Raw genomic sequence first — 13875 nt, 5'->3', positions numbered from 1 at the left:
ATGCCGAAGATCCCCGCCCCCGAGCTTGAAACCCTCGCTCGCGATCTACTGACCGCTGCCGGGCTGCCGAAGCCCCGCGCGGGCGCGATGGCCGAGGTCATGGTCACCACCGATCTCATGGGCCATCACACCCATGGCGTGGCCTTCCTGCCCCAGTATCTCGACCGCATCGCGTCGGGCGTGATCGCCCGCGAAGGCGAGATCGCGGTGCTCTCCGAAGGCCCCGCCCATCTTGCCTGGCGCACCCCGCGCCTGCCCGGCGCTTGGGTGATGCAGCAGGCCATCGCGCGGCTACTGGAGATGGTGAAGACCCAGCCCGTCGTCACCGCAACCATCGCCAATTGCTCGCATATCGGCAGCTTGCAGACCTACCTTAAGGGTATTGGCGAACGTGGCCTGTTGGCGCAGCTCATGGTCACCGACCCAGGCGTCGCCTCTGTCGCGCCCTTCGGCGGGGCCGATCCGGTGCTGACCTCGAACCCGATCGCGGTGGCGATCCCGACCCATGGCGACCCGGTGCTGATGGATCAAAGCACGTCCTTGGTTTCGAACGCGATGATCGCCGGGTTCGGGCGCCGGGGCGAGACTCTGCCCGGCGACTGGATTTTGGACGGCGTGGGGAACCCCTCCCGCGATCCGAAGGTGATGGAGGCCGATCCGCCCGGCACGATCCTGCCGTTGGGCGGATTAGACTTCGGCTACAAGGGCTTCGGCTTCGGCCTGATGGTGGAGGCCTTCTCGTTGGCCCTGTCCGGCCACGGTCGCCGCGACCCGCAGCAGCGCGGTGGCCAAGGTGTCTACCTCCAGATCGTAGATCCCGCGATGTTCTCGGGCCGCGAAGCCTTCCTGGATGAAACAACCGAACTTGTCCGCCGCTGCCGCGCCGCCCGCCCCTCGGGCGACCGCCCCGTGCGCCTGCCCGGCGAGCGCGCTTATGCGGAAGCCGCGCGTCAGAGCCGCGAGGGGATCGAGGTCACGCCCGCACTTCTCGACACGATCACCGCGCGTTGCGCGACGCTTGGCGTATCGCTCCCGGCCGGAATGACAGAACTGGAGGCCAAATGAACATCGAAAACAACAGCTTCATCTTCACTCCCCATGGGAAGCATCTGATCGCGGGCAATTGGGTCGCGACCGATGGCAAATTCTCGTCGGACCCGGCGCATGGGCCGGTGCATGAGTTTTCAACCGGGACAGTCGAGCTGGTGAACGAGGCCTGCGCGGCGGCGGAAGAGGGGTTCTGGTCCTTTGGCTATTCGACCCGGGACGAGCGCGCGGCCTTCCTTGATGCCATCGCGGATGAGATCGAGGCGCGAGCGGAGGCAATCACGCTGATCGGTTCGCAGGAGACCGGACTGCCGGAGGCGCGTCTGCAGGGTGAGCGCGGGCGCACGACTGGGCAGTTGAGGCTCTTCGCGCAGCATATCCGCGATGGCGGCTATCTGGATCGGCGCACCGATGCAGCGCAGCCCGACCGCAAGCCCGCGGCGCGCCCCGAAATCCGCATGGTGCAGCGCCCGATCGGGCCGGTGGCGGTGTTCGGCGCCTCGAACTTCCCGCTGGCGTTTTCGACCGCGGGTGGCGACACGGCGGCGGCTCTGGCGGCGGGCTGTCCGGTCGTCGTGAAGGGCCATTCGGCCCATCCCGGCACTGGCGAGATCGTCGCGGAAGCCGTTGCGGCGGCTGTGAAATCCTGCGGCCTCCATCCGGGCGTGTTCAGCCTGATCCAGGGCGGCAACCGCAAGGTCGGCGAGGCGCTGGTGACGAACCCGTTCATCAAGGCCGTGGGCTTCACCGGATCTCTCGGCGGGGGCCGCGCGCTCTTCGATCTGTGCGCCAGCCGCCCGGAGCCGATCCCGTTCTTCGGCGAGCTGGGGTCCGTCAACCCGATGTTCGTCCTGCCCGAGGCACTGGCCGCGCGCGGGGCCGAGATGGGCAAGGGCTGGGCCGGGTCGCTCACCATGGGCGCGGGCCAGTTCTGCACCAACCCCGGGATTGCCGTGGTTCCTCAAGGGCCTGAGGGCGACGCCTTCGTCGCCGCGACCGCCGAGGCGCTGGCGGGCGTGGCCGGGCAGCAGATGCTCACCGGCGGCATCGCCAAGGCCTATCGCGATGGCAAGGAGCGGTTCGACACCCGCAATTCGGTGACGCCGGTCTTCACCACCGAGAGCGCCGGGCGCGAGGCCAATCCGAACCTTTATGAAGTGTCCTCGGAGGCTTTCCTCGAGGATCACGCGCTGGGGGAAGAGGTCTTCGGGCCGCTGGGACTGGTCGTGCGCACCACGTCCGTGGAAGAAATGGTGCATCTTGCCAAGGGCTTCGAGGGTCAGCTGACCGCGACGATCCATATGGACAAGGGCGACACCCCCGCCGCCAAGGCGCTGTTGCCGGTGCTGGAGCGCAAGGCGGGCCGGGTGATGGTCAACAACTTCCCGACCGGGGTGGAAGTGGTCGATTCGATGGTCCATGGCGGGCCCTATCCGGCCTCCACGAACTTCGGCGCGACGAGCGTCGGCACCCTGTCGATCCGCCGCTTCCTGCGCCCCGTGGCCTTCCAGAACCTGCCGCCCGAACTGCTGGAAGGCGATCTGCTCTGAGAAGCACGAGATGGGGAGTGCTCGCTGGGCACTCACCTTTACAACGATCGGTGACGAAAATGCTGACTGCTATCCCCAATCGAGTTGCTTTGGTCACGGGCGCCGGATCGGGGATCGGTCGCGCAGTGGCGATCGGGTTGCTGGCTGCCGGTTACTCGGTCGTTCTGGCCGGGCGGCACCAACACACCCTCGATGAAACTGTAAGCCTCGCCGCAGCGGATGAGCGCCAGGTATTGGCTTTGTCCACGGACGTGACCGTGCCTTCTGACGTGGTGCGCCTGTTCGAAGCGATTAAGCAGCGCTTTGGCGATGATGTCCCAGCTGGTGGTGTAGCTGGTGGCGGGCCTCGCGCTCTGATGCGGGCCGAGCAGGTCAGTCGCGCTGCGCCGCAGGCAGGCTGACGATGGCATCATCGCAGACGGGCGCGAGCGTTTCCAGCGTCAGGTAGCGACCACGCTGAACGGTCCATTCCTCGGTCTGCTCCATCAGGATCGCCCCGACCAGGCGGCGGATCGAGGCCTCGGTCGGGAAGATGCCGACGACATCGGTGCGGCGCTTGATCTCGCCGTTGAGCCGCTCGATCGGATTGGTCGAATGCAACTTGGCGCGATGCTGGGCGGGGAAGGTCATGTAGGCCAGCACATCCTCCTCGGCCGTATCCATGAGCGTGGCGAGCTTCGGCAGCTTCGGGCGCATCTGGTCTGCCACCAGCCGCCATTGGGCCTTGGCCGCGGCGTGGTCCGGCTGAGCGAAGGCCGTTGCGATGAAGGCCGACACCACTCTTCGGCTGCTCTTGCCGGCATGGGCCAGAGCGTTGCGCTGGAAGTGGACGCGGCAGCGCTGCCAGGTGGTGGACAGCACCCGCGCGGTCGCGGCCTTGATGCCCTCGTGCGCATCGCTGACCACCAGCTTCACACCGCCCAGGCCGCGGCGCACGAGGTCACGCAGGAACGCAGTCCAGAAAGGCTCGGCTTCGGAGGCACCGATCGCCATGCCCAGAACCTCGCGCCGACCGTCGGTGTTCACCCCCACGGCGATGGTGACGGCTACCGACACGATCCTGCCGCCTTGGCGCACCTTCAGGTAGGTCGCATCGATCCAGAGATAGGGCCATTCGCCCTCGATCGGTCGGGTGAGGAAGGCGTCGACGCGCTCGTCGATATCTTCGCAGAGCCGGCTGACCTGACTCTTGGAGATGCCGGTCCCGCCCATCGCCTGCACCAGGTCGTCCATCGACCGCGTCGACACTCCGTGAACGTAAGCCTCCTGGATCACGGCCGTCAGCGCCTTCTCCACCGAGCGCCGCGGCTCGAGAAACGAGGGGAAGTAGGAGCCGGTCCTCAGGCGCGGGATGCGCAGCTCGACGCTGCCGGCCCGGGTCTGCCAATCCCGGTCGCGGTAGCCATTGCGCTGAGCCAGCCGCTCGCCGCTCTTCTCGCCATACTCGGCACCAGTCTTGGCACCGACCTCCAGCTCCATCAGCCGCTCGGCGGCGAAGCCGATCATCTCGCGCAGCAGATCCGCATCGCCGCTCTTCTCGACAAGCGCACGGAGATCCATCATCGGTTTGGTCATCGGGGGCATCCCTCGGTTCAGGTCTCGCCGGTTCTCTCGAACCGGTGGCGTTCACCGGCTCGATGTCAGCAACCCGACCCTACCGAGAAACCCGATGGCCACCGCCAGCTACACCACGCCCAGGGACGTCACCGCTTTGGCCGTATCGATCTGGTCTTCAATAACGCTGGCATTAACGCCCCCGACGTCGCCTTCGAAGACTTGGAACCAGAAACTTGGCGGAATGTGGTGGATGTCAATCTGACCGGCAGTTTCCTGATCGCCCAAGCCGCGTTCCGCATGATGAAGGATCAGATCCCTCAAGGCGGACGGATCATCAACAATGGCTCCGTGTCCGCGCATGCGCCCCGTCCTGACAGCGCACCGTATACCGCGACCAAACATGCAATCACCGGTCTTACGAAGTCGATCAGCCTTGATGGGCGCAAGTTCGGTATCGCCTGTGGCCAGATAGACATCGGAAATGCTGCGACGTCGCGCGCGGAGAGGATGCAGCGAGGCATCCTCCAGCCGAACGGTGAAACGCTCATAGAACCGACGATGGAGGTCCGAAACGTCACCGAGACGGTCCTGTTCATGGACCGGCTCACCCGAGACGCGAACGTCCAATCTGTCATGGTCCTGGCGACGCATATGCCGCTGGTGGGACGCGGATAGCTTGGGTTTGGGTGGCTGACAGTTGCAGGTTCAGCCCGCAGGTTGGGGCTATCAATCCCGGTTCGGAAATCCCGGATCGCGACGTCACCAGCTCGACGTCAGAGACTCAGATGTCGTTGCCCACGAGCCGCGGCGCGGTCTATCGCAGCGTTTGTCATGGCGAAAGTATCATGGAACCAGTGCCGTGGCAGTCGCCTAACATTCATCCATCAGGGCCGCTTCCGACGATCACGAGGCGGTGGCCGACACAAAGCACTCCCACCGAATATGTCGAAATGACAGGTTCTGATGTATGCCGTTGTGCGCCATCTTGCCGCGCCCGGATACGGCACCGTAAGAGCGGTGTGTCAGTGCAGATGACCTTTCGGCCCTCCCTGCAGCTGTAGAACCACTCATCTCCCCGGCTCCTTCGGAGTTCGCACGGCCTCCCCCGGCTGAGCGCGCGATTACGGTCGCGCGTCCGTCGATCCGTGCCGCCGGAGCATATCGGAAAGGGACAGGCATGAACCGCAGGGAAGCCCTGTTTTCGTTTGGCGCAGCGGCTGCGGCCACAGCGGCGGTCACCCACCCCGCAGGCGCGTTGACGCTCGAGAAATATCCGACGCAGATGGCGCTCGACCCGGCGTTTGCGCCGCGTCCCGCGCCGCGCGTCGGCGGGCAGATGCGCGTCCTGGTCAATGACATCGACCGCCGCACGCTGGCCGCGGCCTTCGACCGGCTGATGCCCGAAGACGAATACGGCCCCTCGGCCACGCAGGCGGGCTGCATCGAGTTTCTCGACGACCAACTGGCCGGTCCCTATGGCGCGGGCGACGTGCTCTACCGCGAAGGCCCGAAGATGGCGGGAGAGGATGCGCTGATGCAGGCCCCGCAGTTCATCGCCACCCCGCGTGAACGCTACGCCACCGGCCTTGCCGCGCTGGAAGCCTATGCCAAGGAGCATGACGGTGCAAGCTTCGCCGATCTGCAGCCGAACCGTCAGGACGAGATCCTGCGCGGGCTGGAGGAGGGCGCGATCAGCCTCTCGCCAGAAGTCCATTCCAAGGCCTTCTTCGAGCTGATGCTGAACAACGTCCGCGAAGGCTACTTCTCGGACCCGATCTACGGCGGCAACAAGGACATGGCGGGCTGGAAGCTGATCGGCTTCCCCGGCGCGCGCTATGACTACCGGCTTTATGCGGATCGGGTGGGCGAAAAGCTCGACCTCGAACCCGTCAGCCTGATCCCGCGCGACTGATCGCGCCCTCCCCGGACTTCACGAGACAAGGCAGCTACAATGGCAACCAATGGCAAGGCCGACGTGGTGATCGTCGGACTGGGCTGGGCCGGTTCCCTCATGGCCGAGGAACTGACCCGCGCAGGTCTGAATGTGATCGCGATCGACCGCGGTCCCTGGATGGACACCTCGACCCACACGCCGCCCGCGGTGGATCCCGACGAATTGCGCTGGGGCATCCGCAAGGAGCTTCTGGCGAAGCCCAAGGACAACACGCTCACCTTCCGCAACCGCACCGATCAGGTCGCGGCCCCGCAGCGCGAGCATGGTATTTTCGAGCTGGGCGGCGGCGTCGGCGGCGCGGGCTTCCACTGGGCGGGCATGGCCTGGCGCTTCTCCCCCTGGGATTTCGAGATCCGCTCGAAGACTATCGAACGTTACGGCATCGCCCGCGCCGATGACGGCGAGATGCAGCTCCAGGACTGGGGCGTCACCTATGACGAGATGGAACCCTTCTACGACCGCTTCGAGCGGATTGCGGGCATCTCGGGGAAGGCGGGCAATATCGACGGGGTGATCGACCCCGAGGGCAACCCGTTCGAGGGTCGCCGGACCCGCGACTATCCGACCCCGCGACTGAAGACTCTGCGCTCGATGGAGGTCTTCAACGAAGCCACGGCGCGGATGGGCTATCACCCGTTCACGATCCCAGCCGCGAACCTGTCGCAACCTTACGTCAACCCGCTCGGCGTCAGCATGGGCGCCTGCACCTATTGCGGCTTCTGCCTGGCCTATGGCTGCGGGAACTTCTCCAAATCCTCGCCGCAGGCCTGCGTGTTCCCTGTGCTGATGCGCCGCCCGAACTTCAAGGTCATCACCGAAAGCTGTGTCATCAAGGTCAACAAGGCCGCCGACGGCAAGACCGTGACCGGCGTCACCTATGTCGACAACCAGGGCCGCGAGCAAATCCAGGACGCCGACATCGTCTGCGTCACCGCCTTCCAGGTGGACAACGTGCGCCTGATGCTGACCTCCGGCATCGGCCAGCCCTATGACCCCGCGACCCAGACCGGCACGGTGGGCCGGAACTTCAGCTTCCAGACCATCTCGGGCGTCGACATGTGGATCGAAGGCGAGGTGATGAACCCGTTCATCGGCGCAGGCGCCCACGGCAGCCAGATCGACGACTTCAACAGCGACAACTTCGACCACTCGGAGCTGGATTTCATCGGCGGCGCGGGCATCCTGACGCTGGCGCGCGACGGTGCCCCGATCTCGAAAGCCGGAAAGCTGCCCGCAGGCTCGCCGCGCTGGGGGTCGGGCTTCAAGAAGGCCTATCAGGACAACTACCAGACCTACACGACGATCTTCAATCAGGGCTGCTCGATGCCCGTGAAGGGCGGCTATCTGGATCTTGATCCGAACTACAAGGACAAGTTCGGCGTGCCCCTGCTGCGCCTGACCTACGACTATGCGCAAAGCGACCGGAACATGGCGAAGTTCACCATGGACCGCTCGATCGAGATCGCGCAGGAGATGGGCGCCAAGCACATCACTCCGTTCAACTTTGCCGACAAGCCTTTCACCACGGCGATCATCGCGTCGGACCATGTGATCGGCGGCGCGGTGATGGGCGCGGATCCCGCGACCTCGGTCGTGAACCCGTTCCTGCAAAGCTGGGACTGCCACAACCTCTTCGTCGTCGGTGCCTCCGCCTTCCCGATGAACGCGGGCTACAACCCGACCGCCACGGTCGGCGCGCTGGCGATCCGCGCGGCGCAGGCGATTCACCAGACCTATGTCCACAATCCCGGTTCGCTGGTGGAGGGCTAAGCCATGACCACGATGCGCAAGATCCTCACCGGCGTCGTCGGGCTGACCGCGCTTGCCGCCATCGGCGGCGGCGCCTGGGCTTGGAATACCCTGTCCACCACGCGCAATGCCGTGGCCGATTACAGCACCCGGTTGGCCGATTTCCGGTCCACAGACGAGGCCGCGATCAAGCGCGGCGAGTATGTGATGCATGCCGCCGACTGCTCGGCCTGCCACACCAAGGGCAATGGCGACTTCGCGGGCGGCTACGAGATGCCGACCCCGTTCGGCACCCTCGTATCTTCGAACATCACCCCCGATGTCGACACCGGCATTGGCGCGATGACCGAAAAGGACTTCTTCGACGCCGTCCGTCATGGTCAGGGGTCGAAGGGCCTGCTCTATCCGGCGATGCCCTACACGGCCTATGTCAAGCTGACCGATGCCGACATGCATGACCTCTGGGCCTACATGTCCACCGTGCAGCCGGTCGCGCAGAAGATCGACGAGAATGCGGGGATGCCCTTCCCGTTCAACATCCGTCTGGCGATGCTGGGCTGGGACATGCTGTTCTTCAAAAACGCCCCCCTGCCCGTAGTCGCGGGCGAAACGGCAGAGATCGAACGCGGCCGCTATCTGGTCGAAGGCCCGGGCCATTGTTCCGCCTGCCACACCCCCCGCAACGCGCTGGGGGCAGAGATCGCGGCGCAGAACCTCGAAGGCGCGCGCGTCGGCGCCTGGTTCGCGCCCGAGATCACCGGAAATCCGCATGTCGGTCTGGGTGAAAGCACGGTTCAGGAGGTCGCGGCCTATCTGGGCACCGGCACCGATGGCAAGGCCATGGCCTCGGGCCCGATGGCCGAAGCGGTGGAGCATTCGCTGCAATACATGACCGAGGACGACCGCCTCGCCATGGCCGCCTATCTGAAGTCGCTCCCCGGCTCGGGCAAGACGGCCCCTGCGCCGCTGGCCGCCAGCACCCCGGCGATGGCCCGCGGCGCGCTGGCCTATGAGGTCAACTGCTCCGCCTGTCACGGCGTCGCGGGCGAAGGCATGGGCCTGCTGGCCCCGGCCTTTGCGGGCAACCACGGCATCCTCGCCGATGACGTGACAAACCTTGCGCATGTGCTGCTGGTCGGCGCGCGGGCGGCGGCCACGAATGTGACACCGACGAGTGCGGGCATGCCGTCCTTTGCCTGGAAGATGGACGACCGCCAGATCGCCGATGTGCTCGACTACATCCGCAACAGCTGGGGCAATGCCGCGGCCCCGGTGCGGCCCGAAGACATCGGCGCGCTGCGCAGTGAACTTGACGCGGCGACGAAGCTAGCGACGCCGTTGCAGTAACGGTGCTGCTTGCCCGGTCCACCCCGGATCGGGCAAGCCTTTTTGCAATGCCTCCGACACCACGGACCAGATGATGACGAAACGCGCGACCATGCAGGATGTGGCGGATGCCGCGGGCGTCAGCTTGTCGACGGTCGATCGCATCCTCAACCGAAGGGCACCGGTCAAGCGCGCGACGATGGATCATGTGCTCTCCGCTGCGGAGCGCGTGGGGTATCACGGCGTCCCGTCGATCCAAGGGTCGCTGTCGGACAACGCGCCGCCCGCGACCTTCGGCTTTCTGCTGAACGGGCAGGAGCGTGCGCTTTACCGCGATCTGGCCGGGATGCTTGCAGCCCGCACGCGCGCATCGACGGTGATCCATGGGCGGCCGATCTTTCATCACCTGTCGCACCTCGACCCGACGGAGACGGCCGACGCGATCTATCAGCTTGGCAAGACCTGCGACGCCATCGGGATCGTGGCAGTCGATACGCCCGAAACCAACGCGGCGGTCGAGGCGCTGACCGCGCGCGGCATCGCGGTGTTCACGCTGCTGTCGGACCTGTCGACGCCGAAGCGCACCGCCTTCATCGGCGCGGACGGCAGGAAAATGGGGCGCGGCGCGGGTTGGATGATCGACCGGCTGACGCCGAGGCAGGGCACGGCGGCGGTTCTTGTCGGATCGGATGCCTATCGTGCGCATCTGGCGTATCGCCACGGGTTCCGCAGCTATCTGGCAGACGCAGGCAGCCCGCTGCGCATTATCGAGGCCGGCGCGACGCTGGAGAGCGACGCCCTCGCTGCCGAGCTGACACGCAAGCTGTTGCGAACGACACCGGATCTGGTGTCGATCCTCGTGGCGGGCGGCGGCATCTCCGGCGTGATGCAGGAACTGCGGGCCGCGGGCCGGGCGGATCTGGTGCTTGTCGGAACCGAACTCAGCAGCGAGGTCGACCGCGCGCTCTCGGAGCATCTGGTCGACGCCGTCCTGAGCCATCCAGCCGCCGAGGTCGCCGATCATGTGATCGACTTGATGGAACGCGCCGTTCTGGCGGGGTCGAGAGCGAAGCTGGAGGATCAAATCGTCCCGATTGCGATCCGTATCAGCGAAACTGTCTAGCCGACGCGGCTACATCGCGCGCCCGAGTTCAGCGTCGAGCGGCAGGTTTCATCGGCGGATCTCTCGGGCCCCCGGCTCACCGACTGCGCTGGATCAGCCCCTGGATCATCTCGTCGGCTTCCGCCGCTAAGCCGGCCACGTCCATTCCCACCACCTGCCCGGCACGCTTGCGCAACACTCCTGCACAGAAGACCGTGTCGACATTCCCTGGATGCGCGGCATGGGTGAGCATGAATTCCGGCGTGCCGGCCGGGCGCGTGTTCTCGCGGTCGATCCGCACCGCGACCAGATCGGCGGCCATGCCCGGCGCGATCAGGCCGACATCGCTAAGCCCAAGCGTCGCCGCCCCACCGGCCGTCGCCCAGTCGAGCACCTGCGCATCCTTCACGATGCCCTGTGTCTCGGTCTGGCCCGCGGCCAAATCCGCCGTCACCTTCATGATCGCGAACATGTCGGCATTGCCCGCGAGCACCATGTTGTCGACCGACAAGCCCATAGGAACGCCGGAGGCCGCCATCCGCGCGACCGGTGGGATGCCATAGCCCACCTCCATCTCGGTCCAGGGGCTGATAGAAATCGGCGTTCCGGTTTCGGCCAAGATCTTCAGATCAGCGTCCGTCGCATGAGTGGCATGGACGATCTGCACATCGGGGCCGAGATAGCCGCCGTCTGCCATCTTGCGGATATTGCCGAGCGCACCCCCCTTGCGGTCGGATGCGATGTGCGAGGTGATCGGCAGGGACAGGGCGCGGGCGCGTTGCCATTCCTCGGTCCAGATCGCCTCGTCGCTGCGGTCCGGTCCACGCGTGCAAAGACCGAGGTGCAGCAGAGGATCCTCTCCGAATGCAGCGGCGAAGCTTTCGAGCGCGGCGAAATCCATCCGCTCGCCCGGCCGCAGCGCCTGGGGATAGCCGTAGGAGAAGCGGCCGCGGATGCCGCCCTCGCGCATCGCCTGCAACTCGGCCTGCGCGAACTCGACGCTCTTGGTGTTATGCGCCCAGTTGTTGACGGTGGTGATGCCCGCCGCCCAGGCCTCGGCCAGCGCGAGGCGCACCGACAGCGCGGCGGCCTCGGGCGTCCAGGCCGCGGACAGCGGCTTCATTGAAGCCGCGAAGCCACCGAATTCGGTCTGGCCCATACCGCGGGCAATGGTGTTCCACATGTGCCAGTGGGTGTCGACGAAGCCCGGGATCAGCAGGCAGCCCGACAGGTCGATCACCTCGGCCCCCTGCGGATCGAGCGCGATGCCCACATCGGTGATGGTTCTGCCCGTCAGCCGCACATCCGCCGCGCGGGCCGGGGTGCCGTCCATGGCCAGAACCGTCGCCCCGGTCAGCAGATAGCTGGCGTCAGTGGATTGCCCTGCGGCGAGACCGGGCAGGAGCGTGGCGGCGGCGCCGGTGGCGAGGAAGCTGCGTCTGGTCAAGATCATTCGTCGTCCTTCTGATGGTGAAGTGCTTTTGATGCGAGGCAACACCAAAGCCCTGTCGTCTTGTGGTGATCGGACAGGTTGCCGATGCCGCCAAGGCTCTTCGGCGTAATGCGGCCCCGCGGGGCCGCATCGTGTTGGGGTTCGCCATGTCGCAGGAGCCGATCCTGTTGCTGCGAAAGCAGTCTCTGCAAACGACCAAGGACAGGCTGGAGAGACTGCCGTCGTGTCCCACTCGCCCCTTAGGTCGCTGGCATCAGCACGCGGTCGATGACATGGATCACGCCGTTCGACGTCTCGATGTCGGCCTGAGCGACATTCGCGTCGTTGACCTTGACCCCACCTTCGAGGTCGAAGGCGACCGTCCCGCCCTCAACCGTCGCAGCCGTCATCCCATCCGTTAGGTCGCCCGACTGAACCGCCCCCGGCACGACATGGTAGGAGACCAGCTCGACCAGCTGGGCCTTGTTTTCCGGCAGCAACAGACTGTCGAGCGTGCCCGCGGGGAGGGCGGCGAAAGCTTCGTCCGTGGGCGCGAAGACCGTATAGGGGCCTTCGCCCGCCAGCGTCTCCGACAGCCCCGCGGCCTCCACCGCCTGAAGGAGCGTGCCGAAGGTCCCGGCCGCAGCCGCGGTCTCGGGGATGTTCTTTGCAGCGGCGCTCATATGATGGTCGGCCAAGACGGGGAAGGCCATCAGGGACAGCGCAGCGGCGGTGAGCATGGTTTTCATCGTCGTTCTCCTATCAGCGCCCCAATGGCACCATGCGGTTCGAGGTAGCCGCGCTGCCACGGCCGACTACATCCAGAAGTGAAATGCGGAATTTCATGGATGGATGAATGAACACCTCCGAACTCGATGTCTTCGTGCATGTCGCGCGGCAGGAAACATTTGCGGCCGCCGCGAAAGCTACGGGTCTTTCACCGGCCACAGTCATGAGGACGATCAATGCGCTGGAGGCACGGCTGAACGTGCGCCTGTTCACCCGGACCACCCGACAATGCCGCATGACAGAAGAAGGAAGACGCTATCTGGCCAGATGCGAGCCGCTGCTGGCGGATCTACGTGATGCAGAGGATGAACTGACGTCGGGCCGCATGAGCGCCAGCGGCACGTTGCGCATCGCGGCGCCGATCTCCTTCGGACGCCGCCATATCGCACCGCTGTTGCAGGAATTGCGCGCCGCCCATCCCCAAATCGCCGCCTCGCTGACGCTTTCGGACGAGAGCGACGATCTGTCGGCCGCAGAATACGACTGTGCGATCCGGGTCGGCCTGCCGCGATCCGGCAGCTACATCACCCGCAGGCTTCTGAAGGCGCGCCGGATCGTCTGCGCCTCTCCGGCCTATCTGGCGGCACATGAACGACCCGAGCATCCCGCTGATCTGCTCCAGCACACGATCATCGCACTTCAGCGCGATGGCCAGGTTCAGGATCGCTGGATGTTCGAGGTCGACGGTGTGATGGAGACGCGGCGCATCCCGGCGAGCCTGTCGAGCAACAGCGGCGAGGTCACGCAGCGATGGGCGCTCGACGGGGCCGGGATCGCGCTGAAGTCGCTCTGGGATGTCGAGGACGAACTGGCATCCGGCGCGCTGGTCGAATTGCTGCCCGGTTATGCTGCCGACCGGGCCGACATCTTCCTCGTCTATCCAGCCCGCGAATACGTGCCGGCAAGGTTGCGCCTGTTCATCGACCTGATCAGCCTACGGCTCGCGGGCTACGGAGATCGTCTGTCCTCGCCATCCACGGAGTAGCTTTTCCGTGCCTCGCGTCGAAGCATGGGGAGCCGTTCAACCCGGCTCGCAGTGTTTCGGCATTGGGACGGTGTGCAGGCGCTGTTGCGCTCAATGAAGATGGCCGGGTTGCCATCCGCCGCGTCGACGAAGATGAGGTCGTCGGACGCGCGGCGGGAGCTGTCGATCCGCAGGAACCCAAAGGTTCTTTCAAAATCTGCGGCAGCGCATGGATCACGGCCTGCTCGAAGGATAGCAGATCCCCGGGGCCGAACTCGGCTTCCGTCACCGGATCCTCCATCCAGGAGGTCCCGCGGCTGGACAGCACATAGAGACCTGCGTGCCATCCGCCTTCCGCAGGATCGGCACTACGCGGTAACGCTTTTGATGGTAGCGGGACACGAG

Annotated in this window: 12 protein-coding genes; 9 read left to right on the top strand and 3 right to left on the bottom strand. The window is 65.7% G+C overall.

The window, feature by feature from the left end; translation table 11 throughout:
• Genes V8J36_RS03285 through V8J36_RS03275 form a run of 3 tightly spaced genes read left to right on the top strand, consistent with a single transcriptional unit; the run spans position 1 to position 2998 of the window.
• Positions 1 to 1065 (top strand): Ldh family oxidoreductase, encoded by a 1065-nt coding sequence (locus V8J36_RS03285; RefSeq protein WP_336465811.1) that lies wholly within the window; start codon positions 1 to 3, stop codon positions 1063 to 1065.
• Positions 1062 to 2597: an aldehyde dehydrogenase (NADP(+)) gene (locus V8J36_RS03280; protein ID WP_336465810.1), complete on the top strand. Its 1536-nt coding sequence runs from the start codon at positions 1062 to 1064 to the stop codon at positions 2595 to 2597. Before V8J36_RS03285 ends, V8J36_RS03280 begins: the two co-directional genes overlap by 4 nt.
• Positions 2598 to 2656: 59 nt before the next feature.
• Positions 2657 to 2998 carry an SDR family NAD(P)-dependent oxidoreductase gene (locus tag V8J36_RS03275; RefSeq protein WP_336465809.1) on the top strand — a complete coding sequence of 114 codons (342 nt, stop codon included), beginning with the start codon at positions 2657 to 2659 and terminating at the stop codon, positions 2996 to 2998.
• Here V8J36_RS03275 and V8J36_RS03270 read toward each other — a convergent pair.
• Positions 2970 to 4172: an IS256 family transposase gene (locus V8J36_RS03270; protein WP_336465808.1), complete on the bottom strand. Its 1203-nt coding sequence runs from the start codon at positions 4170 to 4172 to the stop codon at positions 2970 to 2972. The two genes, V8J36_RS03275 and V8J36_RS03270, sit on opposite strands and share 29 nt — an antisense overlap.
• On the opposite strand from V8J36_RS03270, the gene V8J36_RS03265 reads away from it, so the two are divergent.
• The 5 genes from V8J36_RS03265 (at position 4116) to V8J36_RS03245 (ending at position 10306) form a co-directional block, all read left to right on the top strand.
• Complete coding sequence (locus V8J36_RS03265) at positions 4116 to 4829, top strand: SDR family oxidoreductase (RefSeq protein WP_336466181.1); 714 nt, start codon at positions 4116 to 4118, stop codon at positions 4827 to 4829. The genes V8J36_RS03270 and V8J36_RS03265 overlap by 57 nt on opposite strands.
• A gap of 580 nt (positions 4830 to 5409) precedes the next feature.
• Entirely contained in the window at positions 5410 to 6066 is a 657-nt protein-coding gene (locus V8J36_RS03260) for a gluconate 2-dehydrogenase subunit 3 family protein (RefSeq protein WP_336465807.1), read from the top strand.
• A gap of 39 nt (positions 6067 to 6105) precedes the next feature.
• Positions 6106 to 7878 carry a GMC family oxidoreductase gene (locus V8J36_RS03255; RefSeq protein WP_336465806.1) on the top strand — a complete coding sequence of 591 codons (1773 nt, stop codon included), beginning with the start codon at positions 6106 to 6108 and terminating at the stop codon, positions 7876 to 7878.
• Positions 7879 to 7881: 3 nt separating this feature from the next.
• Positions 7882 to 9204, top strand: a complete 1323-nt coding sequence (locus V8J36_RS03250) for a c-type cytochrome (RefSeq protein ID WP_336465805.1) — start codon at positions 7882 to 7884, stop codon at positions 9202 to 9204.
• Between the two features lie 73 nt (positions 9205 to 9277).
• Positions 9278 to 10306 (top strand): LacI family DNA-binding transcriptional regulator, encoded by a 1029-nt coding sequence (locus V8J36_RS03245; RefSeq protein ID WP_336465804.1) that lies wholly within the window; start codon positions 9278 to 9280, stop codon positions 10304 to 10306.
• 76 nt (positions 10307 to 10382) lie between these two features.
• Here the strand turns inward: V8J36_RS03245 and V8J36_RS03240 are convergent, their stop codons facing one another.
• Together V8J36_RS03240 and V8J36_RS03235 are read right to left on the bottom strand one after the other, a co-directional pair.
• Positions 10383 to 11738 (bottom strand): amidohydrolase family protein, encoded by a 1356-nt coding sequence (locus V8J36_RS03240; RefSeq protein WP_336465803.1) that lies wholly within the window; start codon positions 11736 to 11738, stop codon positions 10383 to 10385.
• 239 nt (positions 11739 to 11977) lie between these two features.
• The gene (locus V8J36_RS03235) at positions 11978 to 12466 is read right to left on the bottom strand and encodes a fasciclin domain-containing protein (protein ID WP_336465802.1); all 489 of its coding nucleotides are present in this window, start codon (positions 12464 to 12466) and stop codon (positions 11978 to 11980) included.
• A 107-nt stretch (positions 12467 to 12573) separates the two neighbouring features.
• On the opposite strand from V8J36_RS03235, the gene V8J36_RS03230 reads away from it, so the two are divergent.
• The gene (locus V8J36_RS03230) at positions 12574 to 13491 is read left to right on the top strand and encodes a LysR family transcriptional regulator (RefSeq protein WP_336465801.1); all 918 of its coding nucleotides are present in this window, start codon (positions 12574 to 12576) and stop codon (positions 13489 to 13491) included.
• The last annotated feature ends 384 nt before the right edge of the window (positions 13492 to 13875 follow it).

The organism is Frigidibacter sp. MR17.14, from assembly GCF_037095735.1.
In the GTDB taxonomy this organism is placed as follows: domain Bacteria; phylum Pseudomonadota; class Alphaproteobacteria; order Rhodobacterales; family Rhodobacteraceae; genus Frigidibacter.
Note: the sequence above shows the minus strand (reverse complement) of the source record. Positions and strands in the feature narration are given on the sequence as shown.